This window comes from Methanosarcina horonobensis HB-1 = JCM 15518 (assembly GCF_000970285.1).
GTDB lineage: Archaea > Halobacteriota > Methanosarcinia > Methanosarcinales > Methanosarcinaceae > Methanosarcina > Methanosarcina horonobensis.
The window spans coordinates 2,400,250-2,423,925 of sequence record NZ_CP009516.1 but is presented as its reverse complement, the minus strand read 5'-3'; the positions used below and the strand labels follow the sequence as shown (position 1 = coordinate 2,423,925).

The window sequence follows — 23,676 nt, the reverse complement described above, 5'->3', positions numbered from 1 at the left end:
AGAGTGTATAAATATGGATACCAAACTTAGTGCAACTGTCAAGGCAAACCTGCTGAGCATAGGGAGTGTTCAGATAGATCCCGCCCTTCTTCCTTCTCAGTTCAAAAACCTGGCTACAGCCGGGCCCGGTGCGGGTGGTTCTTCAATCTTTTTCAGGTCAGGAGGTCGACGGGTACGCCTTACTATTAATGAGTTTTCTCCTTTGAGGGCAGTACCTGAAGATGGAAACCTTGTCCTCATAAAAGGCGACGATGTGATTGCCAGAGGTATACTTGAACACCCGATCTGCCACTGTCCGGAACAGGCATATATTACACTGTCTGAGAAATGCATATTTGATTGCCAGTTTTGCCCGGTGCCTAAAATGCAGGGCGGGATAAAAGACAGCAAAAAGGTGCACCAGATGGTTGCCGAAGCTTATGCAGCAGGTGAATTAAAGGCAATTTCCCTTACAAGCGGGGTTGAGGTTTCGCCAGATAAAGAAGTCCAGAGAATGGTAGAAACCGTAAAACAGCTCCAGCGCGAATATGACCTCCCGATAGGTGTTTCTGTTTACCCCACGAAAGACTCCTCTGAAAGGCTCTGTGCTGCAGGGGCGTGCGAGATAAAATACAACGTTGAGACAATGGATCCTGAGCTTTTCCGCCGTGCCTGTCCTGAGCTTTCCCTCCAGACGGTTCTTGATTCGCTCGAAAATGCAGTAGATCATTTTGGCAAAAATAAGGTCTCTTCCAATTTTATAATTGGACTCGGAGAAACTGACGAGACTGTCCTGAAAGGTCTCAAGCAGCTTACGGACCGATGTGTAATCCCTATCCTCAGGCCCATATCGCCTCATCCTCTCAGGAAAGATGCGATAAATATTCATCGACCGGATGCTACGCGGCTTCTAAAACTGGGAGGTATGCTCAGGGAGATGCTTGACCGCCAGTCCCTCTGTGTAGAAAAATCGCGAACAATGTGTCTCTTTTGCACCGGCTGCGACCTGACACCTCATAGAGATATTTGAACCCTTGATTGGACTGTTGAACTTTAAATCAAATCACTATTGACTCCGATTTGAAGCCTGATTAATTCCGGTTCATAACTTTGAGGTCTCAGCCTTCTTCTTACATGTCCATCAGGCAACTCTTCAGGCAATTTTGAGGACTGTTATAAGATTATTATAGTTCAAATTAGTTTATTATTTCCGTAAGATTCATTTTCATATCCTAAAAGGGATATTTATTAATTCTTTTTAGCTTAAAATGATAAAATTTATTAATTTACGGAAAGACTTATAAAATCAAGATCTAATCAATTGAATATATGACGCAGCAGTTTACTCTTACCATAGAATCTGGAAAGAACAGATTTGGTGAACAGGAAGGGTTTGACAGGATAGAAATCAGACCCGGAGACACTCTGTCAATAGTTGGTCCGACAGGTTCGGGGAAATCAGCTTTAATCAATGATATTGAAACTCTAGCACAGGGAGATACAATAACAGGCAGGAGGATACTCATCAACGGCGAAGAACCTCCTGAGTCCTTTGTACGGGAGCCTGCTTTCAAACCCATCTCCCTGATAACTCAGAACACACGCTGTCTGGCAGACCTTTCGGTCGAAGAATTTCTGCTCATGCATATAAGAGCACGAAGACCGGGCAGGGAAGATCTGCTCGAGGATACAATAAGCCTTGCAAACAAATTTACCGGGGAAGAAATCAGCCTTAAAAGCCGGATGAGCGGTCTCTCCGGAGGGCAGACCCGCTCGCTTATGATTGCAGACGCGCTTGTAATTGGGGATACTCCTATACTTCTTCTTGACGAAATTGAGAATGCAGGCATCTTCAAAGACCGTGTTATCCATGCGCTCCAGGGAGGAGATAAGGCTGTTATCCTTGTGACACATGACCCTTACCTGGCTCTTACAGCTGGCAGGCGTATAGTAATGAGGCATGGGGGAGTATTCTCGGTGATCGAGCCGACAGGACAGGAACAGAAACTTATTGAAGACCTCGCCTTAATCGAAGACAGGCTGCACCATATCAGGGAAAAACTCAGACTGGGAGCTTCTTTTTCTTCAGCCTCTTCGTCCGGTTCTTTAGCCGGCTCTTCAGAAATTTTAATAGTTGCAATCGGGCAGGATGTGGTCTACAAATGAAGCTCCTGATAATCGCAGGCCCTCCCAGCGGAGGAAAAACTGCTGTGATTCGCCAGATTATAAAGAATCTGCCTGAAGGGTCGTTTCCTGCTTTCCTTAAGATTGACGTTGTGCATGCAACAGAAGATCAGGAACTTGAAGAAGAGTTTGGCATTCCTGTCAAAAAAATATATTCCGGGGATGTATGTCCTGACCATATGGGAATTCTCGTCCTTGACGATGCACTGCGCTGGGCTGAGAGCCTATCAAGAAATATGCTCATAATTGAAAGTGCAGGGCTCTGTCTCAGGTGCACTCCTTACACGACCGATTCCCTAGGGATTGCAGTTGTCAGCTCGATATCAGGAACAAATTCGCCTTTTAAAATGGCACCTCTGCTAGCTCTTGCAGATGTGGCAGTCGTTACGAAAACCGATCTCGTGTCCCAGGCAGAAAAAGAGGTCTTCAGGGAGAGCATCAGGAAAGTTGTCCCGGATATTGACATCGTAGAAACAAATGCAATTCAGGGAACAGGGCTCAGATATCTGATGAGAAGAATTGTTAATCAGCCCGAAATAGGTTCGGACCCTATCGTGCTCAAAGGTTCTCCCCCTCTTGGCGTATGTACGGTATGTATCGGGAAAAAAGAGATCGGATGGAAAAATCACTTTGGAGTCATCCGACCTATGGATATGCCAGATCCCCTTTACAGAGGTGACTGATGGTGATTAGCTGGAACCCCCCTGGTAAAAATTGTGGGGCATGCGGTTCTCAGACCTGTTCTGACTTTCTTGATCGGGCTGGAGCCGGATTGGTAGAACTGGAACTGTGCCCGTTCTACGAAAAAAACAATATCATAAATCAGGACAACCTTCTAAGCCGGAATAATGTTCTGAGCCAGAGTAGTACTCTGAGTCAGGATGGCATTTTGAGCCGCGAGAACCTTTTGAGCCGGGAAAAGCTTGCAATCCAGGCAAGAAACATCAATTACTCAGGCGTGGACGTTGTCGGGAAAGAGTACGATTTCGTTCTCCTTCCGTTTCCGGGTGAGCCGTCAGCCCGCAAATTCATAGTGCCTTTCAGGGCAGACCTTGTGGAAAAATGGGATATTAAAAAAGGAGACCTTGTGACCGGCAGGCCGGCAGGTCCTGGATGTCCTGTTTATCATGCTTTAAGAGTTCTCAGTGCAAACCCGGTTACCGGGGTTATTGAGTGCCATACTGTTGGTCCCATGGCTGCAAGAACAGAGGACGTTCATGATGTCCAGGCATACCATGTCCACGCTTTTGAAGGAATTGCAAGTACCGTAAGAAAGCCCCCTGTCTTCGGAACCCGCCAGTATTTTCTGCCTGGAAATTGCATGATAGGGCTTGCGCATACTGCCCTTGTGAACATGAGTTTTCAAAAACCTTCCGGGCTTCATGTCAGACTTGAAGACATAAGGATTCTTTAAAGGCTATTTGTTCCGTGTTCGATACAGGAAAGCGACCTTTCTCAAAAAAAGAGAATAGGCAGTATAACCTGAATCTGCTTTTACTGCACTTCCAAATTTTTCTGTAGATTCGATATCATTGTATGCGTGTATTCGTTTTAAGGACAAAAAGTATTTTACCAATAGAGGCCTTACAAGGCTATTCACAATTGTGAATTAGTTTGAAGATTTAAATCGCGTGAAACTTGCAAAACAGGATCTCCCAAAGTAAACCGCCGGCATATATCATGCAAAGGGAATGTTTATACGATACGTTGATCAAAAGACTTTCAAGAATCAAAGGCTTGCTTATTCCATAGTCGGGTATAGGCACTATCTTACTTATACATTACCTGTACAGAAGGAACTCCGTACCGTAAACTTTACAAGAGTTTTAAAAAATATTTAAGCAGTATTATACTGAAACGGCATTATGGATGAGGTATTATGAATATTGAAGACTGTCTGGCTGACTTTCAGATCCCGCAGTATCTCCATTACTTGGATAGCGCTGCAACCAGTCTTATCCCCGAGCCTGTCATTGTTTCAATGAACGAATACGAAAGGCAGTACCGCGCAAACGTAGGCAGAGGAATGCACAGGCTCACAAGGGTTGCAACACAGAGATATCAGGATGCGCATGACAGGGTCAGCGGTTTTATCGAAGGTCAGGAAGGCACAACAGTCTTTACCAGAAATACAACAGAAGCCATTAATATGGTTGCAGCCGGACTGGAATGGGAACCCGGAGACCGGATAGTTACAACAGTTATGGAGCATCACTCTAACCTGCTCCCCTGGCTTCGATTGCGTCAAAAAGGCGTTGAGGTAATCACTATTCGACCGGATTCTGAAGGTACTTTTGATACAGGGTCTTTTGACGAGGCGATTACTGCTGATACAAAACTGGTTGCAATAAGCCATGTTTCGAATGCGCTTGGTACCGTACAACCGGTCAGGGAAATTGCCTCCCTTTGCAAAGAGTATGGATCGTATTTCCTGATTGATGGGGCTCAGTCCGTTCCTCATTTTCCGGTAAATGTCCAGAATATTGGCTGCGATTTCATGTGTTTTTCAGGACATAAGATGCTTGGACCAACCGGTACCGGTATTCTGTGGATGAAGGAGGAGATCCTTTCTCCCTTTATGGTGGGGGGCGGCACTGTTGATGATGTAGATATCGAAGGTGGCACTGCCGAAGGATATGTTTTAACTGAAGGCTACAGGCGGTATGAAGCTGGCACACCGCATATCTCCGGAGCAATTGGACTGTCACAGGCAGTGAAATATCTTGAAAATCTGGGAATGGATGACATATTCAGGCACGAACAAAAGCTAACCGAACGTCTTCTCGCAGGGCTTGCCGGAATAGATAAAGTCAATGTTTATGGACCTCAGGACATTAAAAACAGGATAGGGGTTGTCTCTTTTACCATAGACCGAATTCATCCCCACGAAGTAGCCTATTTGCTTGACGAAAGAGCATCAATTCTTGTTCGTTCGGGGGATCATTGCTGTATCCCATTGATGAGATATCTCGGACTTGAAAATGGTACTGTAAGGGCAAGCCTTTACTTATATAATACTCTGGAAGAGGTCGACCTGCTTATTCAAACAGTTGAAGAAATCGCTCGTATGGTGTAAAGAGCATGGTATAAGGAATACTGTATAAGGAGTATGGTGTGAAGATGTACATCACGGTCCCCTGTATAAAATATGATAACGGAGAAATGTTCCCTTCATCGCATGAGGTTGTAATGGAAGTCCCTCTTGCAGTCTTTGTCAACGGCCGCCATGCACTAACTGCTATGGTAAGCCCGACAATGATCGAAGAGTTTGTAACAGGATTTTTATACACAGAAAAGATTATCCGGAAACTTGAGGACATCGAGTCGCTGCATATAGAAGGAAATGGGGACAAAAACAGAGAGGAAAATAGAGAAGAAAATCTTCCTCTTACTCTAAGTGCCAGTGTTCTTACAGAAAATCCCTCTTCGATAATGCTTTCGGGCAAAACCGTCCTTTCGGGATGCGGCGGTGATACATCATACGTGGATGCTGACAGGCTTCCGAAAATCCAGTCTGATCTGATCACCGATGTCTTAATAATAAAGAGCATAATGAAAGAAACTCTGGTCTCAGACCTACACTCCAGAACAGGTGGCATACACATTGTAGGGCTTTTCGGGCAGGATGGAAAAATTTGCGTAATAGAAGATATTGGCAGGCATAATGCCCTTGATAAGGTAATAGGTTACGGGCTGAAACATGGTGTGGATTTTTCCAGAACGGTTGTAACCTGTTCGGGAAGACTTTCCTCTGAGATGGTAAGGAAATGCCTGATAGCTAATATTCCTGTCATTGCATCCAGAGGTGCAACAACCACTCTTGCTATAAGTATGGGAGAACAGGCAGGTCTTACTATTATTGGTTTTGTCCGGAGCCAGAAAATGAATATTTACACCGGCAGCGAGAGGGTCAGGAATCAGGAGTAAACGTAATTGTGAGCCTTAGCCTAACATGAGTATTTAATGCCTTGAATGTAAGTCCTGCCCATTTTTCAAACAAATAATGTAAGGATATATCTTCTACTCGATACATACCACTCATATTTTATCATTATAACTTTAAACCACGCAGAATTTAAAACATCTATTGAGGAATACTGATGAATAACTCGCTAAAAACAATAAGGGAAACAAAACCCCTTGTACACCACATCACTAACTGGGTAACAATTTACGATTGCGCAAATATAACACGCGCTTTTGGCGCACTCCCTGTAATGGCGCATGCCCCTGAAGAATGTGCTGATATGACAAAGATCTCATCTGCGCTTGTTCTGAACATAGGAACCCTGACGTCTGAAATCATAGATTCCATGCTTCTCTCTGCTGCCGCTGCAAATGAAACGAAAATCCCCGTAGTACTTGACGCAGTCGGAGTTGGGGCTACCAAATTCAGGGATGAGATGGCTGCTAAAATTCTTAGTTCCGTCAGTATCGATATAATCAAAGGCAACTACTCCGAAATCGCAAAACTTGCAGGCGAAAACGCTGAAACGAAAGGTGTTGAAGCAACCTCTATCAGCGCCGACCCCGAAAAAGTTGCAAAAGAATTCGCAAAATCAAGTTCTTCCGTTGTTGTAATGACAGGAAAAGAAGATATAATCAGCGACGGGAACAGAACATTTATTGTAAAAAACGGGCACGGACTGATGGGCTCAATTGTCGGGACCGGATGCATGGCTGCGTCAATAATCGGTTCTTTTGCTTCGGTCAATCCGGATTACTGTGATGCCGCCAAAGATGCCTTATGCTATTTTGGGGCTGCAGGAGAACTTGCTGCTGAAAAATCGATCGGGCCTGGAAGTTTTAAGGTTAACCTGTATGACGAAGTGTTCAATCTGTCCGATGAGAAAGTGAAGGACATGATGAAAGTCGAAGAAAAGTGAACCTGGAAAAAGGGCTTTCAGCACTTTCAGCGGTTTGTTTAACTGGTCAGATGCTGTTCCAGGGCCACCCCGGAGTGAATTGTAATTATTATCATTCCTGCCCCGCTCTGGCAACCAGGGCCTGCCCTTTTTGAATAAATGGAAGTCATAAATATCAGGCACTAAAAAGTTGATTATCAAAACTTTATCAATCTGGTATTTGACTTTCTGTAACTTATTTTTAAATCATATACCGAATGGGTTGAAACATAATGAATCCGAAAAACTGCAGTCAGAAGATTTCCAATCAAAAAATTTCCACTCAGAATGATGTCTCCCTGAAAAATTCTCTTTTAAAGGAGATCGATTTTTATCTTGTAACGGATTCCGGGCTCTCAAAGAAAGGAACCCTGTCAGATGTAAAGGAATCAGTTGAAGCCGGCTGCAAGATTATTCAATACCGGGAAAAAGACAAGAGCACAAAAGAGATGATTGATGAAGCGTCCGAAATCAAGAGAATTTGCGGTGATAGAGCAATCTTTCTTGTAAATGACAGAATCGATGTTGCTTTAGCAGTTGATGCGGATGGAGTCCACATAGGCCAGGATGACATGCCAATTGAAACTGCAAGAAAACTTTTGGGTGCAGATAAGATAATAGGTCTCACAGTACACAACGTTGATGAAGCAGTCGAAGCAGAAAAAAAAGGTGCTGATTATGTAGGTCTTGGTTCCATATTCGATACTTCCACTAAAAAAGATGCAGGAAAGGGAATCGGGCCTGCAAGAATAAGAGAAGTTAAGAACGCGATAAAAGTTCCCGTAGTTGCAATTGGCGGAATAAACAAAGAAAACTGCAGGAGCGTTGTTGAAAATGGGGCTGACAGCCTTGTTGCGATTTCTGCAGTCGTATGCAGTGACGATGTAAAAAAAGAAACCAGAGAGTTTATTGATATTATTAAGGAAATAAAGAATTCAAGCAGCCCATAATCACTCGATTGATATTCCGGAATAGTCGAAAATCTAATTTTCAGTTTTTCTCTCCCGTACTGCACGGGTTTAGCCGGACTGCCAGCAGAGAAATCTGGTCTGAAATACCTGGGTCTGGCCTTGAAGACCTTTTTAGATCCAGAGATTATATTAGCACCTCCACCAGCTTGCATGGAGGTCTGGAAAAAAGGCAGAAAGACAGAGAAGAAAGAGGAAGGAAGTTGAAAAACACAAATAAAGAACACAGAGCATCGAAAAACATCCTTTAAATGGATTTAATTTTGCTCTGCTTGGTATAATTGAAACTCGGGGGTAGCTAAACTTATTTTAATGGAAAAACTGCCTGTTTGTCCTATCCCATTTCCAGGGCTCGTCAAGGATATTAACATTAACGTTTTCTACCCCGTTAATGCTCAGAACCTTTCTCTTTACCTGATCTTTAAAGTATTCTATCACCGGACATGAGCTTGTTGTCAATACAAGGTTCACGTCTACATTTGCTCCGTCCACAATAACTTCCTTGACAAACCCCAGCTTGACAATATCTACTCCAATTGCAGGATCGATCACGTCTTTTAGCAGGGAATAAATTTGCTCATCTTTTTTGAGCGGAATTTTTTCCGAGGTTATGATGGATACCGGCACGGGCATAGGTGATGCTTTTTCATGGGCTTGAAACTGTTCCTCTAATCTACTCAAGCGGTCAAGTACCTGACTTATTACGGTAAGCACGGGATCCGGCAACTTATTGTGATCCAGTTGCTCTGAGGGTGTGGACGGCTGTGGCGTTCCTGCAATCTTGGCGGGAACCCCGACTACGGTAGCTCCGGGTGGGACTGACCGAACAACAACGGATCCGGCACCTACTTTTGCCCCTCTCCCGATAGTAATCGGTCCGAGCACGATTGAGCCTGAGCCGAGAACTACATCATTTTCAACAGTAGGGTGGCGTTTTTTTTTCTCAAGAGCTGTGCCCCCGAGCACTACTCCCATGTATATGAGAACATCATCCCCAACCTCGGCAGTTTCTCCGATCACCACTCCTGACCCATGGTCAATAAAAACCCGCTCCCCGAGCTTTGCTCCCGGATGAATTTCAATGCCTGTGAGCGCCCTTGAGATATGGGATGTCAAACGAGCAAGGAAAAATAAATTTTTATTCCAGAGAGAGTGCGCTACACGGTGCATCCAGATCGCGTGCAGGCCTGGATAACAGAAAATCACCTCAAGTGTTGATCTTGCTGCAGGGTCTTTCTTAAAGACTATTCTTATATCTTCCCTGATTCCCATTGAAACCTTCCGAATTAATTATCAGATGTTAAGTCAAGTAAATCAGTCAAATAAATCGGTGCTCAGATAACGCTCTCCTGTATCCGGCAGGATGACAATAATCGTCTTTCCGCTCATCTCTTCCCTGGACGCTACCTGCAGTGCCGCATATGCAGCTGCACCTGATGATATTCCTGCAAGGATTCCTTCTTCTTTTGCCAGTCTTCTGGCTGTGGCAACGGCATCGTCTGCATTTACTTTGATAATTTCATCAATAAGGTCTAGCTGAAGTACATCAGGAACGAAACCCGCCCCGATCCCCTGGATCCTGTGCGGTCCCGGTTTTCCGCCGCTTAACACCGGAGATTCTGCGGGTTCTACTGCAATTGCTTTAAAAGTGGGTTTCCTTTTTTTGAGAACACCGGCAACACCTGAAATTGTCCCTCCTGTTCCCACACCGGCAACAATCACATCTGCTTTACCGTCCGTATCTCTCCACAGCTCTTCAGCAGTTGTCCTGCGGTGAATTTCCGGATTTGCAGGGTTCTGAAATTGCTGGGGTATATAATAAAGAGCGGGATCTTCTGCAGCCATCTGTTCTGCTTTATCGACTGCACCTTTCATTCCTTCAGGCCCTGGGGTCAGGATTAGTTCTGCTCCGAGAGCCTTGAGCAGTTTTCTCCTTTCTACAGTCATGGTCTCAGGCATGACAAGAATGAGTTTATAGCCGCGGGCAGCGCATACGCCTGCAAGTGCAATGCCGGTATTGCCGCTTGTGGGTTCAATAATAGTTGTGCCTTCTTTGATTCTTCCGGCACGTTCGGCTTCTTCGATCATTGCCAGGCCGATTCTGTCCTTTACACTCCCCATAGGGTTAAAGGACTCCAGTTTAACCAGCACATCCGCATGCAGACCTTTTGTTACGTGATTCAACCGGACAAGCGGTGTGTTGCCAACTGTCCAGGTAATATCGGAATATATTCGCCCCATACCATTCACCTTTTCTTGCAGTTTACTTCTTTCCGGATTCCCTATATTTCAATTGTCCAAGCCTATATTTATACGGTCAATAGTGTGTGTTTTTTCATTCAGACTCACAGTCAGCCCGGGATTTCACGATTATTTGTCTCAAGCACATTGACCTGCGGAGAGTTCGAACCCCGTAATGTCAGCAGTGTAATATAAGAGAATTTATATAAGAGATTCACAATTGTGAACTATGCTTATCTTAGGTTATCCTGGATATATAGTTATCGAAAAGCTTCTTCGTTTAAAAGGTATATAATGGGCCTGAAAACGATACAGGGATCGTTAAAAGAGATCTTCACATGCACCTGTGTCTCAGGTTTCATTTTGTTGATTTATTTTGTTGATTTATTTTGTTGATTTATTTTGTTGATTTATTTTGTTGATTTATTTTGTTGATTTATTCTGTTGGTTCATTCTGTTCTTGTTCTTTCGGACCGCAGGTACTATTGCAGTTACTCTCAATTCCTCTTGCACTTACGCAAATCTTGCAAATCCTTGGAACAAAGTCGTCGACAGCATTGTCTATCAGGTCCTGGGCAAGTTTTTCAATCAATTCTTTTGTCTCGCCCTGGAACTCTATCCTGTACCCTCTTTTCCCCGAAATATACTGGGAAACTGCCGATGGGGCAATCCCCAGCAGCTTTGCGGAAGCCGCCTGTGACTGTCCTTTGTTTACAAGTTCGATTGCGAGACTGGCCCTTATTGTGGGAACCAGATCCCACACAATCTTCTGACACGGAGTTTCCATAATTACCATCACTTTTTGAGATTTACAATTGAGAACGATATATCTTATATACATATATATTTATTATCAGTACAAAAAATAATAATTAGATTTCCACGCGAAGCAATATTTTCAAAAAAACTGCCAGATTTTTGAAACTTTACTGTTTTTACGGCTGTTTATTAACTGGTTACTCTATACCGGCATCCAGAAGAGAATCTCTCGGTATTCTTCCTAACGCCTCCGCCAGCTTGTCTGGCTGCCCTACCCACAAAGCAGAGAATGGTTAGGAAAACGAGTAAGGTTGCATTGGTCAAAAGTGTCTGTGATCAAAAAGCAATGGTAAGAACGCACTTTTTTATTTTCTTCTATCAGATTCCCTCCCCAGGATATCTTTCAGGATAAAACTTAAATAGTCACAATTGTGATACTCATAACAATTGTGAAGGTGCAAGTATGACAGTGGAAAACAGGACCATTTACATGGATAACTCTGCTACGACTCCTGTAAGAAAAGAAGTTGTCGAAGAGATGCTTCCCTACCTGACAGAAAACTTCGGAAACCCTTCCTCTATTTATGATCCTGGAAAAGTCTCAAAGCGTGCAATAGAAGAGGCAAGAAAAAAGGTTGCGAGCGCCATCGGGGCAGAAGAGAATGAGATCTATTTCACGTCCGGAGGTACGGAGTCCGATAACTGGGCAGTAAAGGGGGCAGCCTTTGCAAATACGAACAAAGGAAAGCACATAATTACAAGCTCTATCGAACACCACGCTGTCCTGTACGCCTGTAAATGGCTTGAAGGGCAGGGGTTTGAGATTACTTACCTTCCTGTTGACAAATACGGAATGGTATCACCAGAGGATCTGAGAAATGCAATTCGGGACGACACTATACTCATTTCCTTAATGCTTGCAAACAACGAGATAGGGACGATTCAGCCTGTTGAGGAAATCGGAAGAATCGCAAGGGAGAAAAGGATATGTTTTCACACGGATGCGGTGCAGGCAATAGGGCACGTTCCCATAGATGTTAAAAAAATGAATATTGACCTCTTATCTCTTTCAGGCCATAAGTTCGGAGGACCAAAGGGCTGCGGGGCGCTTTACATAAGAAAAGGAACAAAAATCGAATCCCTTCTCCACGGTGGAGCCCAGGAAAGAAAACGCAGGGCAGGCACGGAGAACGTCCCGGCTATTGTTGGTCTCGGAAAAGCCATAGAACTTGCAATAGATGAGCTTGAAGAGGAGAATAAAACCCTTCTTGAGATGAGAGAACGCCTGATTGAGGGACTTCTGAAGATCCCTAAAACCCATCTTAACGGGCATCCCACGGAAAGGCTTGCAAACAATGTGAATGTCACATTCGAATACATAGAAGGAGAATCTCTCCTGCTGCTCCTGAATGCAAAAGGAATCTTTGCATCCACAGGAAGCGCATGCAATTCTACATCTCTCGAGCCATCGCATGTGCTTACAGCCTGTGGAGTTCCGCACGAGATTGTTCACGGTTCCCTGAGGTTGAGCCTTGGGAGAATGAATACCCCTGAAGAAGTGGAGAGAGTGCTTGAAGTTCTGCCCGAAATTGTTCAGAAGCTCAGGAATATGTCGCCATTGACTCCTCGGGAGTACAGGACCCTTTAAATGCAGGCTTCTTTAACAAAAAACCGTTTAGGTAAACTAGTTTGGAAATCAGAATTAAAGATCTGAAAATTAAATTACAGTGCAGGAGGACAATTCATGGATTACAGCGCTAAAGTGATGGATCATTTTTCGGATCCCAGAAACATGGGAAGCATTGAAAACTGTGATGGAGTAGGAGAAGTAGGAAACGCGAAATGCGGAGACATAATGAAGATATTCCTTAAAGTAGAGGAAGATCGGATTGTCGATGTGAAGTTCCAGACCTTCGGGTGCGGGGCTGCGATTGCGTCAAGCAGTATGGCAACCGAACTTATTAAAGGAAAAACACTCAAAGAAGCCTGGCAACTTTCAAATAAAGCAGTTGCAGAAGCACTCGATGGGCTTCCTCCTATAAAGATGCACTGTTCTATGCTTGCAGAAGAGGCGATCCATGAGGCAATTAACGATTATCTGCGGAAAAAAGGACTTGAGCCGTGGACAGAGTGAGTTGCAGTGTGTTTGAAATATAGTCAGTTTGAAAACAAAGCCACTTGTAATCTAAAATAAAGTTTTTAGAAATTAAAGTCACTTCGAAATGAAAGAATTTTGAAAACGGAATTACTATGAAAAATGGAGTTGTTATGGAAGATCAGTTAATTATAGAAGAAATAAAAAGACTTAAAGAAGAAAGAAACGCGATAATTCTCTCCCATTTCTACACACGCAGGGAAGTACAGGAAGTTGCGGATTTCGTCGGAGATTCCCTCTCCCTCTGCAGGGCAGCAGTGAATTCAAAAGCCGACGTCATAGTTTTTGCAGGCGTCCATTTCATGGCAGAGTCTGCATCGATTCTTTCTCCTGAAAAGTTAGTCCTTTTACCAGTCCCGGATGCGGGCTGCCCTATGGCAGATATGGTCACTGTGAAGGCTCTCAGGGAAGAAAAAGAAAAACATCCTGATGCAGCGGTTGTTTGCTACGTAAACAGTTCAGCTGCCGTAAAAGCGGAATCGAATATTTGCTGCACATCTGCAAATGCCGTAAACGTGGTAAATTCAATAAAAAACAGGGAAATTATTTTTGTTCCGGACAAAAACCTTGGTGCTTTTGTGTCCCTTCATACCAATAAAAAAATACACCTCTGGCCCGGGTTCTGCCACGTTCATGATAATATCAGCGAAGATGACATACATAATTTACAAAACCTGCATCCTGATGCGGAGTTTCTCGCACATCCGGAATGCAGGCCTGAAGTCCTGCGCCTTGCAGACCATATTCTCAGCACCACCGGAATAGTGAAACTGGTAGAAAAATCAGGTTCCAGAGAATTTATTATAGGGACCGAGAAAGAGCTTTTTGAAAAATTGAAAAGAAAACACCCGAATAAAAAATTCTATCCTCCTTCTGAAAAGGCTCGTTGTTATAATATGAAAAAAATTACCCTAGAATCCATCCTGAACAGTCTTGAGAACATGGAATATGAAGTCAATGTTCCGGAGCATATAAGGGTAAAAGCAAAAAAGGCGCTTGACAGAATGATTGAAATCGACGGAAGTTAAGTTAAAGCAGTTGAGAGTCATTTCCCTTTTAAGCCATTTTTCACTTTACCCGGTATGTTTTTTATTTTCTCGGTCTTACTTTCTGGCAGGATTTCCAGGCAAGACGTCTGGGGTTATAATATCAGGATTTAACCATACCTTGACCTGGGGGTTATTTTTTCTGTTGCTTTTTCCAGGTGAACAGATAATTTTTTATATTAGTATCACAATTGTGAATGTGCAATCACAATTGTGAACACGCGTAAAACGTTATCCGTCAGAATGGCAGAGTGGTTATGCTTCCGGCTGCAACCCGGAATTATGTGAGTTCGATTCTCACTTCTGACTTTTAAACAGTTTATGAAGAAAATTTCCTTGGACAGGTTATGGAAATAAGGTGAGATGGTGGATAAAAACGGAAATAAGAAGGAGGCAGAGCATGGCAGTTTCTTCCGGAAGCCCTTCTTTTAAAAGTATCTTCTCGGGGAAAAAAGGTCAGAGCGTCGGGATAGTCCGCTCAATGAACTATAAAATCCCCGGACCTTTCGAACTTGAAAGCGGAAAAATCCTTCACGGTGTAAGGGTAGAGTACGAAGTCTACGGAAAAATGAATGCTGACAAAAGCAATGTTATCCTGATCTGCCACGCCCTTACAGGAGATGCTCATGCTGCCGGATTCCACCAGAGTGACAGAAAACCCGGTTGGTGGGACATTGTAATCGGTCCAAACAAGGCATTTGATACTGAAAAATACTGCATAATCTGTTCAAATATTCTCGGAGGCTGTAAAGGCTCTACAGGTCCCTCCTCCATAGACCCTGAAACAGGAAAAATTTACGGCATTACTTTTCCTGTAATCACTATCAAAGATATGGTAAATGCCCAGAGAAAACTGGTTGAGCACCTTGGAGTAAAACAACTTTTTGCGGTTGCAGGTGGTTCCATGGGCGGAATGCAGGTGCTTCAATGGACAGTAAGCTATCCCGAGATGGTGAAAAAAGCAATCGCAATAGCGACAACAGCATCTACAACCCCGCAGCAAATAGCATTCGGAGCAATCGGCAGGAAAGCCATAACCGATGACCCTAAATGGAACGGAGGGGACTATTACGGAAAAAAGATCCCGTCCCAGGGCCTCGCACTTGCCCGCATGATAGGACATATTACATACCTGAGCGACGCTTCAATGCAAAAGAAGTTCGGAAGGCTCCAGCGGGATGAAGATACGGCATGCATGACAGGCAGCATGGGCAGCACCGCAGGCACAACAGGTACAACAGGCACGACTTTGTCTGAACTCTCTCCGGAACTTTCCCATGAATTCGCTCCAAACTTCCAGGTTGAAAGCTACCTGAACTATCAGGGAGATAATTTTACAAAGCGCTTTGATGCCAACTCGTACCTCTATATTACAAAAGCCGTGGACTACTTCGACCTCTCAAAGAACGGCTCCCTTATAGAAGGCTTCTCCGGAGTTACTGCAAAATACCTTGTAATCTCCATATCCTCTGACTGGCTCTACCCTCCTTACCAGTCTCAGGAGATCGTATCAGCCCTTACCGCAAACGGAGTCGATGCCAGGTATGAAGAAATCAGGTCCCAGTACGGGCACGACGCTTTCCTGCTTGAAGAGGGGCAGCTAAGTTATCTGATAAGAAGCTTCCTTTCCGAGGTCCTTGTAAGTGATGTCATGAACCGGAATTTCTATACGGTTTCAAGAGACGAAACAATCGAGCACGCATCAAGGCTGATGGTAAAGGAATGTGTGAGCCACCTGCCTGTCATATCGGAGGACGGAAAACTCGAAGGCATAGTCACTTCCTGGGACATTACAAAAGCAGTAGCATGTAAAATCAATGAACTGGACGAAATCATAACACGGGATGTAAAGTACGTATACGAAGACGAAAGGATTGAACATGCATCCTCAATAATGGAAAAACATTCGATTTCCGCACTCCCCGTAATAGATTCCAAGCACCGTGTAATAGGCATTGTTACAAGTGAGAGTATAAGTGCGCTTATTTCTGATTAAAGATAAGTAATGAATAGTCAATGCACAGCGGAAGTATCAAAGATCGGTTTATTTCAGCTTGCAGAGTGCATTTTTGACGATCGCAAAAGATTCAAAATTCGGCACTCTTCATGCATAAATCATTATTTAATCGAGTCTTACAGGGCCCAGTCTTCTCCAGTATTTGCAATTAGTACAGTAATAGGTCTTGCCGTCTGAGCTCACTTTCAGTTTGTCTTGGCATCTTGGACAAAATTCAAGACGTCTCGTGAATATAAACCTCTTGAACTTTCATTATCAAATTTGATAAAAATCTTCAGGATTCGTAATGTAAGAAGAAACCCAGAGGCGCTGTTTTACTGCATCCCCCAATACAGTCAATTCGAATGTTATGCTCCCCCAAGCAAGTAATTCGAAGTAGGATCAGCGACCCCCAGGTAATTCTTTTGGTGCTAGATGATACCCCAGTTCTGTTCCCCAACTCCAGTACATAGTAATAGCATAAATTATATTAAATAAATTGTATCAAAAATTGTTTTCAAGCAAAAATTAATTTGAAGTAAAAAATTTCGAGTTAATTATAGCTCTTTTCTCAGGCAGGACTAACATATTTGGAGCACAAAATTAAGCACATTAGGCGTTTTCTCAGAAATTCGAGACCAAATTTTTTGGCTTTCATATGTTTGATGCGTATATTTTTTGAAATTTAGAGCTAAATTAGCTCTAAGCTGAAAGAGTGCTATTACATTATGCGTGCTAGTAACCTATGAGCTGGTTTTTTAAAGCCGCAAACTTTCTGCTATCACTTTTTCTAGAATCGTGCTGTAATCTACAGGAATTTAAATTTTTGAAATTTCTTTTTAATTATCGAGATACATCAAAATAATGATCAAACATTAGCATAATTTATATACAGATTCAACTATCTATAACAATAAGAATTTATTTAAAATGTGTGTGAGATTGATTGTTGAAGTGAGGTATGAAGCATTGGTGGATTATCTATTTCTGTTAAATATTTCTGTATTCTTAATTTTTATGAAATATATGAAAGGTAAAGGCATTTGTGATAAACAAAATGACTTTGTCAAGCTACACCCTAACCAGGCATATCTTTTTGGAGTTCTTATATTTTTATTAATATGCTGTAATATAGGCAAATTCGTGGGAATAACTTACTCATTAACAATGGGCACACAGCTAAACAAAACAATATCAGATTCTATTTTTATAGTTCTATATTTTGTAGTGTTTATTCCTTTTTCAGCGGTGATCCTGAAAGCAAAGAATAGAAGTCTATGATGGCTATTGTTGGCAAACTGGTGGTCGCCCTTGTGGCTGAAAAACAAATCTACAAAGGATAGTGACCATGTTAAACAAGATAATCTATAAATTGATAAAGAAACAGACAGTTACTTTTGGTAATATAGTCAATCATATGAAGCTTTATAATTGCATCTATGAAGAGCTAATTATAATTATTTGCCTCACTCCAGTTATTGTTACAAGCTTCAGAACTGTCTTCACAATCAGAATTCGATAAACTGCTCTAAGTCTGATATCAAGGAGATAATTTCGAGTTTTATAATCAGCTTGTGAAATTTTTCTTTCCAATAGATCTGTCAGAAGTTCAAGACAGAGTTTTCTTTAAGCTTAAAGTCTGTTTCATACCGGATATCCGAGTCTCAGATTGTAGGGTCTCTTGGCAGGTTTGACTGATAAGGAGGTTTAAACAAATAGCAATGTATGTCCTTTCTTAACATCGCTTACCTGTTTCACTTCTTTATTCTCATCTTTTTGCTTTTTTCATGCTCTTTCTTTTTTAGCTAACGTATTCAAGACTATCACGAAAGTGGATACGAATATTACAGCGAGTACTGTCATGTTTAAGGAGCTGTTTATAACTGCGCTGACAAAAGGACTGGTAATTGAATAAACCTCGTTGTGCAGCCCATAGTAAGCTGATTCCAGAAGCAATGCCAAAAGGGATATCAAACCGGCTATCAGAAAACTTCGAATTATAGTGTCAAATTTCATTGTCTATCATCTTTTAGAAATACATCCTGAGATATAAATAAATTTATTTCAACCAGGTAACCTACGGATTTTCAGGAATGTACTGGTGCAATGTTGATCTAGGTTGCTATAATTGTGTTGAAAGGTAATTTGTTTAGAATAAATCTCACCCTAATAAGTCTATTGCATTTATAGTTCCCAATGCAACTTATTACACTTATTAATACTTATATTCCCTTGTGATAGGGAAAGAACAAATTCCTGTTGGTCAAAAGGTAACTCTTGATAAGATAAATTCTTTAATCAAACACAAAAATAATTAAAGAGTGCTTAAAAGGCTCTGTTTTTCTATTCAACATGAAATGTAAAAGTCACAATGTACAGGAAGAGCATAATATAAGAATAAAATTTTAAACTTACTGCTCAACCCTAACCCTCTAAATGGTTTCATAAGAGTATACAGTCCTTCCTTCGAGTTCTATTTTCTCCCACGCGTTGAAAAGCAGCTTCCACTAAAATAGGGATTGAAACTCTTGATCACTTTCTCCTGCATTTTTCAGCAGAGCTTGCCTGTAAGCAAGATCCACTGACAAATCAGCATGTCCACTGACAAATCGGCATGATTCCAGGGAAAATATTTTGTGGCGCCTGTTACTATATCATAAAAATATTAAACTAAAAATTTTTAGTATGAAAGCAAATATCATAAGTCACTCAATAACTGTTTTTTACCCTTCTTTTTTTCAATCTTCCAGTTATTTCAGCCCCTTTATTCCTTTCTTTGCAAAGTCCAGGCACAGAACATGAGATGTCCTTTCATTTCGCAGCATGCGGATTTTATAGTACGAGTATAGCTATGCCGGAGAAAGGATCTGCAAATTCGTAGCAAGAATTACTAAACAGCGAATAAAACCGGAACCCATTTTATTCAAAGTCAGTCGATAACGGCCCAAATGAAATATTAACCATTACTGCCTAAATAGCATAAAATATATAAAATGTTTTACAAAAATTTGAGGAAGTATGCTGACCGGTTAAATGAGAAGAGGTTCCGAGTCAGGTACATACTTTCCAGTATAAAAACGGTGTTCAGAATGCCTAATGGAAAAGCTCATACAAAAATAAACATTGCACTGCTGTTTGGTATATTGCTGGGTTTACACACGCACTATATAAAAGCGCATATTCCACCTGAATATCTTGAATTTGATATTATTGCAATATTTTCGTTTGCACTCATATTCGGGACGTACTATCTAAGTCCTGACCTTGATACCAAAAGCGAGCCCTTCAAAAGATGGGGTATTCTCAAATACATCTGGTGGCCTTATCAAAAAATATTCAAGCACCGTGGAAAACTGCACCACCCATTTTCAGGCCCCATCATAATCATCTCAACTGTAAGTTTATTCATTATAGCACCGGTTGTCAAGTTATTCGACTTCGACATAACTCAGATCCCTATAGAATACCTTATTTCATTGTTGACAGGAATCGTTGTGTCTATTGAATCGCACATAGTTGCAGATATAATTTATACCAGAGCAAAAACAAAATCCACAAAAATAAAAAAGAAACTGAAAAATATTCACACCTCCAGGTCGTAATAATAAAATTGAACAGCTTTCAGTCCATTTTCGAAGAATAATATGCCGCTGATCCTCATATACCCTAATGTAATAGGGGAATCAGCGGAAAAAGTCAAAAAATATATATCGAAAAACATCTAAACTTCTAGCAAATGCGTAGATTGCTTTACCGGAATATCTGCGTATGAGATGTTTTTCTTGTATTTATAAAGGATTTGATAATTTTCCAGCAAGAATTTTAGCTCTGAAAAAGAGCCAGTTTCAGGCAATTTCTGGCCAAATAAAGGAAATTTTTGCCCTATTCGAGAGCAAGATCCACTAAAACAAGGATTGAAACTATTTTCTTACAAACTTCATTGAAACAGTTGCCCGCGATTCGAGAGCAAGATCCACTAAAACAAGGATTGAAACTTAGTATGATATTCATATCTTCAGTTGCATACGTTATTCGAGAGCAAGATCCACTAAAACAAGGATTGAAACTACCTGCAATTACAGTATCGTAAACTGTAACAAGATATTCGAGAGCAAGATCCACTAAAACAAGGATTGAAACTTTCCATCATTTTGAATGAGACGGCTGCCTCGTGGATTCGAGAGCAAGATCCACTAAAACAAGGATTGAAACAAAATGAAGTATTTGACCCCAAAAGAAATTCAATATTCGAGAGCAAGATCCACTAAAACAAGGATTGAAACGTCAACTAATGCCAATCGCCCTAGTAATCGGTGGAATTCGAGAGCAAGATCCACTAAAACAAGGATTGAAACTTGACAATCATTGCTTTCATGCCGTCAACATTGGTATTCGAGAGCAAGATCCACTAAAACAAGGATTGAAACCTCCTGATTCAGTTGCCGAATTGCTGAGAGTCAGGATTCGAGAGCAAGATCCACTAAAACAAGGATTGAAACTCTCGATGTTTTGAATTTTAAGCGTTCTCTGATTGATTCGAGAGCAAGATCCACTAAAACAAGGATTGAAACTGTGAATATGCAACCAAAGATAAAGATTAAATATTATTCGAGAGCAAGATCCACTAAAACAAGGATTGAAACATTCTGCTACATCGTAGGATTCTATACGAAATCCACATTCGAGAGCAAGATCCACTAAAACAAGGATTGAAACACAGGTGATCCAGTGTAGTAGTCTACTACTACACCGATTCGAGAGCAAGATCCACTAAAACAAGGATTGAAACTTTTATCTGTTCTTTCTAAAGTCGCACCTGAAACGGAATTCGAGAGCAAGATCCACTAAAACAAGGATTGAAACCCTGTAGTGCCTGGAGTAATGGCCGCGGCATTTGCAATTCGAGAGCAAGATCCACTAAAACAAGGATTGAAACCAGACAGTTTTGAGTAGACCGATAGTTCGACCTCAGATTCGAGAGCAAGATCCACTAAAACAAGGATTGAAACTTTCACTCGCGAGAGTGCAGACTGTCTGTTTTCCGAATTCGAGAGCAAGATCCACTAAAACAAGGATTGAAACCTTGGATTAGATTTTGATGACACTACAGGAAGAGATTCGAGAGCAAGATCCACTAAAACAAGGATTGAAACAAAATGCATCAACATCTGGAAATCACATTTCAATTGATTCGAGAGCAAGATCCACTAAAACAAGGATTGAAACAGGAGAGGTTCACCCCATATGTCTTTTTTTGGCAAATTCGAGAGCAAGATCCACTAAAACAAGGATTGAAACATTCTGCATCCACATCTACTAATAGAAAAGATTGAATTATTCGAGAGCAAGATCCACTAAAACAAGGATTGAAACATAAGTGTCGCATAAAAGCTGAAATATATTATGATTCGAGAGCAAGATCCACTAAAACAAGGATTGAAACTACATAAGTCCCAAATAGAAAAAAATAGGTCTTCATTCGAGAGCAAGATCCACTAAAACAAGGATTGAAACGTTTCTCAAAGTCCGGCAAGGGTTGTATATCTCGGCATATTCGAGAGCAAGATCCACTAAAACAAGGATTGAAACTCGAGAAATACACAAATTTTCAAGAAAAATCTAAATGAATTCGAGAGCAAGATCCACTAAAACAAGGATTGAAACAATCCTTAGGAGATTGGCGCGCCCAGGTCCAGATTCGAGAGCAAGATCCACTAAAACAAGGATTGAAACAGTCCAGAGTGTACAAGGGCAATTAATGAGTACCTATTCGAGAGCAAGATCCACTAAAACAAGGATTGAAACAAGTGAGATGAAAACACCCCACTGAGTAAAAATGAAAAGATTCGAGAGCAAGATCCACTAAAACAAGGATTGAAACTAGCCCCATACCCAAAACCTGTCCATGACTGCAAGTTATTCGAGAGCAAGATCCACTAAAACAAGGATTGAAACCATCTCTAAGAGTAATCATTTTCTGAAGATATGCGTTATTCGAGAGCAAGATCCACTAAAACAAGGATTGAAACCCGGGTCCACTCCACAAAAGCAAAGACAAGCAGAAGTGATTCGAGAGCAAGATCCACTAAAACAAGGATTGAAACTACAAAGGGCAAAGGTGGACCCGAAAAGCAAGTGAAATTCGAGAGCAAGATCCACTAAAACAAGGATTGAAACATGCAATGCTCAGGGATATGAAAAAGAATGCAGTATTCGAGAGCAAGATCCACTAAAACAAGGATTGAAACCCCAAATGGAAAAATAGAAAATGTAGAATTAGAAAAAATTCGAGAGCAAGATCCACTAAAACAAGGATTGAAACCGTTTTTACTTACTATTACAATTAATAGTAATAATTCGAGAGCAAGATCCACTAAAACAAGGATTGAAACATTGTTTGATCGATGACGGCGATAACCCAGAGGGTATCACATGAGAACATTCGAGAGCAAGATCCACTAAAACAAGGATTGAAACCCCCCGGCTAAACCAATTCTGCGCCATAACTATTTTAATTCGAGAGCAAGATCCACTAAAACAAGGATTGAAACCCTCGTTTCGGTCCCTGTTGGGGGAGAGTATGAAAAATTCGAGAGCAAGATCCACTAAAACAAGGATTGAAACTTGATGGGGGATCTCCATAATGCCTCGCAGGACTCTAATTCGAGAGCAAGATCCACTAAAACAAGGATTGAAACTTTTCTACATCGAATTTTTCAAGCATTGCAGGAATATTCGAGAGCAAGATCCACTAAAACAAGGATTGAAACAAAATCAACCAGTTGATTTCGTAGAATGGGTTCCAATTCGAGAGCAAGATCCACTAAAACAAGGATTGAAACTCAAAGTGCTGTCCTCTCCAGGACCGGAGACAATTATTCGAGAGCAAGATCCACTAAAACAAGGATTGAAACGTTTTCATTTTTAACACCGGGAAGCCAAATGGTTCTAATTCGAGAGCAAGATCCACTAAAACAAGGATTGAAACAGTATTATCTAAAGGCGAGCACTTCCTCTAAAAAGGATTCGAGAGCAAGATCCACTAAAACAAGGATTGAAACTGGAAAATGAATTAAGCTTAGTAGGTTTTGATTTTAGATTCGAGAGCAAGATCCACTAAAACAAGGATTGAAACATCCAACCATCTAACGTTCCTACCTCCAGTTATTCGAGAGCAATCTGTACATAGAAGCACTCGACCCTGAAGATGTGCAGTATCAAGAAGATATATTCGAAACGATGCATGTCCACAACACAACAACTATCGAGGGCAATAAATTGTCTGAGAACCAAGTCGGAGATTTGCTTGAGAAAGGAATCGTACCTGAAGACAAATCACTGCGTGAAGTCAATGAAGTTCAGAATTTGTGCAGGTCAGGAAGTATACGTCGTCTTACAAGGGAAAAGTCACTCTCAAGTTCATCCTGAAAATCCATGCGCTTGT

17 protein-coding genes and 1 CRISPR repeat array are annotated in these 23,676 nt (G+C 41.6%); of the genes, 14 read left to right on the top strand and 3 right to left on the bottom strand.

The annotated features are described in order from the left end of the window. Positions 1-13 precede the first annotated feature (13 nt). The 8 genes from MSHOH_RS10545 to thiE all read left to right on the top strand — a co-directional run bounded on the left by MSHOH_RS10545 (position 14) and on the right by thiE (position 8,017). A complete protein-coding gene (locus MSHOH_RS10545; protein ID WP_048139499.1) occupies positions 14-1,009 on the top strand; it encodes a radical SAM protein in 996 nt (331 codons plus the stop codon). Positions 1,010-1,308: 299 nt separating this feature from the next. Then, on the top strand, positions 1,309-2,145 hold the full coding sequence (locus MSHOH_RS10540; RefSeq protein ID WP_082089313.1) for an ATP-binding cassette domain-containing protein: 837 nt from the start codon (positions 1,309-1,311) through the stop codon (positions 2,143-2,145). Further along, complete coding sequence (locus tag MSHOH_RS10535) at positions 2,142-2,846, top strand: GTP-binding protein (RefSeq protein WP_048139497.1); 705 nt, start codon at positions 2,142-2,144, stop codon at positions 2,844-2,846. The genes MSHOH_RS10540 and MSHOH_RS10535 overlap by 4 nt, the downstream gene beginning before the upstream one ends. Next, positions 2,846-3,577: a (Fe-S)-binding protein gene (locus tag MSHOH_RS10530; RefSeq protein ID WP_048139495.1), complete on the top strand. Its 732-nt coding sequence runs from the start codon at positions 2,846-2,848 to the stop codon at positions 3,575-3,577. Before MSHOH_RS10535 ends, MSHOH_RS10530 begins: the two co-directional genes overlap by 1 nt. A gap of 465 nt (positions 3,578-4,042) precedes the next feature. Beyond that, a complete protein-coding gene (locus MSHOH_RS10525; RefSeq protein ID WP_048139493.1) occupies positions 4,043-5,239 on the top strand; it encodes a cysteine desulfurase in 1,197 nt (398 codons plus the stop codon). A gap of 44 nt (positions 5,240-5,283) precedes the next feature. Next, positions 5,284-6,090, top strand: a complete 807-nt coding sequence (gene fdhD, locus MSHOH_RS10520) for a formate dehydrogenase accessory sulfurtransferase FdhD (RefSeq protein WP_048139492.1) — start codon at positions 5,284-5,286, stop codon at positions 6,088-6,090. Positions 6,091-6,263: 173 nt separating this feature from the next. Beyond that, positions 6,264-7,049, top strand: coding sequence for a hydroxyethylthiazole kinase (thiM, locus tag MSHOH_RS10515; RefSeq protein ID WP_048139490.1), 786 nt, complete (start codon positions 6,264-6,266; stop codon positions 7,047-7,049). Positions 7,050-7,300: 251 nt separating this feature from the next. Then, positions 7,301-8,017 carry a thiamine phosphate synthase gene (gene thiE / locus MSHOH_RS10510; protein ID WP_052730817.1) on the top strand — a complete coding sequence of 239 codons (717 nt, stop codon included), beginning with the start codon at positions 7,301-7,303 and terminating at the stop codon, positions 8,015-8,017. 327 nt (positions 8,018-8,344) lie between these two features. Here thiE and cysE read toward each other — a convergent pair whose 3' ends face one another. From cysE to MSHOH_RS10490, 3 genes are all read right to left on the bottom strand, one after another. Then, on the bottom strand, positions 8,345-9,307 hold the full coding sequence (gene cysE / locus MSHOH_RS10500) for a serine O-acetyltransferase (RefSeq protein WP_048139486.1): 963 nt from the start codon (positions 9,305-9,307) through the stop codon (positions 8,345-8,347). 42 nt (positions 9,308-9,349) lie between these two features. Further along, the gene (cysK, locus tag MSHOH_RS10495; RefSeq protein ID WP_048139484.1) at positions 9,350-10,276 is read right to left on the bottom strand and encodes a cysteine synthase A; all 927 of its coding nucleotides are present in this window, start codon (positions 10,274-10,276) and stop codon (positions 9,350-9,352) included. 436 nt (positions 10,277-10,712) lie between these two features. After that, the gene (locus MSHOH_RS10490; RefSeq protein ID WP_239451330.1) at positions 10,713-11,072 is read right to left on the bottom strand and encodes a transcriptional regulator; all 360 of its coding nucleotides are present in this window, start codon (positions 11,070-11,072) and stop codon (positions 10,713-10,715) included. A gap of 426 nt (positions 11,073-11,498) precedes the next feature. Between MSHOH_RS10490 and nifS the strand changes: the two genes are divergently transcribed. From nifS to MSHOH_RS23720, 6 genes are all read left to right on the top strand, one after another. Beyond that, positions 11,499-12,683: a cysteine desulfurase NifS gene (gene nifS, locus MSHOH_RS10485; protein WP_048139479.1), complete on the top strand. Its 1,185-nt coding sequence runs from the start codon at positions 11,499-11,501 to the stop codon at positions 12,681-12,683. A 96-nt stretch (positions 12,684-12,779) separates the two neighbouring features. Further along, positions 12,780-13,169 carry a Fe-S cluster assembly scaffold protein NifU gene (gene nifU / locus MSHOH_RS10480; RefSeq protein ID WP_048139478.1) on the top strand — a complete coding sequence of 130 codons (390 nt, stop codon included), beginning with the start codon at positions 12,780-12,782 and terminating at the stop codon, positions 13,167-13,169. 134 nt (positions 13,170-13,303) lie between these two features. Further along, positions 13,304-14,218 (top strand): quinolinate synthase NadA, encoded by a 915-nt coding sequence (gene nadA, locus MSHOH_RS10475; protein WP_048143373.1) that lies wholly within the window; start codon positions 13,304-13,306, stop codon positions 14,216-14,218. A 418-nt stretch (positions 14,219-14,636) separates the two neighbouring features. Further along, positions 14,637-16,232 (top strand): homoserine O-acetyltransferase MetX, encoded by a 1,596-nt coding sequence (gene metX / locus MSHOH_RS10470; RefSeq protein WP_048139476.1) that lies wholly within the window; start codon positions 14,637-14,639, stop codon positions 16,230-16,232. Positions 16,233-19,225: 2,993 nt separating this feature from the next. After that, positions 19,226-19,834: a metal-binding protein gene (locus MSHOH_RS10455; RefSeq protein WP_082089311.1), complete on the top strand. Its 609-nt coding sequence runs from the start codon at positions 19,226-19,228 to the stop codon at positions 19,832-19,834. A gap of 282 nt (positions 19,835-20,116) precedes the next feature. Further along, positions 20,117-23,367: a CRISPR direct-repeat array (repeat unit 37 nt; unit sequence ATTCGAGAGCAAGATCCACTAAAACAAGGATTGAAAC). Between the two features lie 74 nt (positions 23,368-23,441). Continuing rightward, positions 23,442-23,660 (top strand): hypothetical protein, encoded by a 219-nt coding sequence (locus tag MSHOH_RS23720; RefSeq protein WP_158024120.1) that lies wholly within the window; start codon positions 23,442-23,444, stop codon positions 23,658-23,660. The last annotated feature ends 16 nt before the right edge of the window (positions 23,661-23,676 follow it).

Bases quoted from the DNA above. Each gene is read 5' to 3' on its own strand.
- cysK (WP_048139484.1), bottom strand. From the start codon at position 10,276: ATGGGGCGAATATATTCCGATATTACCTGGACAGTTGGCAACACACCG.
- MSHOH_RS10530 (WP_048139495.1), top strand. From the start codon at position 2,846: ATGGTGATTAGCTGGAACCCCCCTGGTAAAAATTGTGGGGCATGCGGT.
- MSHOH_RS10455 (WP_082089311.1), top strand. From the start codon at position 19,226: ATGTTTTACAAAAATTTGAGGAAGTATGCTGACCGGTTAAATGAGAAG.
- fdhD (WP_048139492.1), top strand. From the start codon at position 5,284: ATGTACATCACGGTCCCCTGTATAAAATATGATAACGGAGAAATGTTC.
- MSHOH_RS10535 (WP_048139497.1), top strand. From the start codon at position 2,142: ATGAAGCTCCTGATAATCGCAGGCCCTCCCAGCGGAGGAAAAACTGCT.
- MSHOH_RS10490 (WP_239451330.1), bottom strand. From the start codon at position 11,072: ATGGTAATTATGGAAACTCCGTGTCAGAAGATTGTGTGGGATCTGGTT.
- metX (WP_048139476.1), top strand. From the start codon at position 14,637: ATGGCAGTTTCTTCCGGAAGCCCTTCTTTTAAAAGTATCTTCTCGGGG.
- nadA (WP_048143373.1), top strand. From the start codon at position 13,304: ATGGAAGATCAGTTAATTATAGAAGAAATAAAAAGACTTAAAGAAGAA.
- thiM (WP_048139490.1), top strand. From the start codon at position 6,264: ATGAATAACTCGCTAAAAACAATAAGGGAAACAAAACCCCTTGTACAC.
- MSHOH_RS10540 (WP_082089313.1), top strand. From the start codon at position 1,309: ATGACGCAGCAGTTTACTCTTACCATAGAATCTGGAAAGAACAGATTT.
- MSHOH_RS10525 (WP_048139493.1), top strand. From the start codon at position 4,043: ATGAATATTGAAGACTGTCTGGCTGACTTTCAGATCCCGCAGTATCTC.
- nifU (WP_048139478.1), top strand. From the start codon at position 12,780: ATGGATTACAGCGCTAAAGTGATGGATCATTTTTCGGATCCCAGAAAC.
- MSHOH_RS10545 (WP_048139499.1), top strand. From the start codon at position 14: ATGGATACCAAACTTAGTGCAACTGTCAAGGCAAACCTGCTGAGCATA.
- nifS (WP_048139479.1), top strand. From the start codon at position 11,499: ATGACAGTGGAAAACAGGACCATTTACATGGATAACTCTGCTACGACT.
- thiE (WP_052730817.1), top strand. From the start codon at position 7,301: ATGAATCCGAAAAACTGCAGTCAGAAGATTTCCAATCAAAAAATTTCC.
- cysE (WP_048139486.1), bottom strand. From the start codon at position 9,307: ATGGGAATCAGGGAAGATATAAGAATAGTCTTTAAGAAAGACCCTGCA.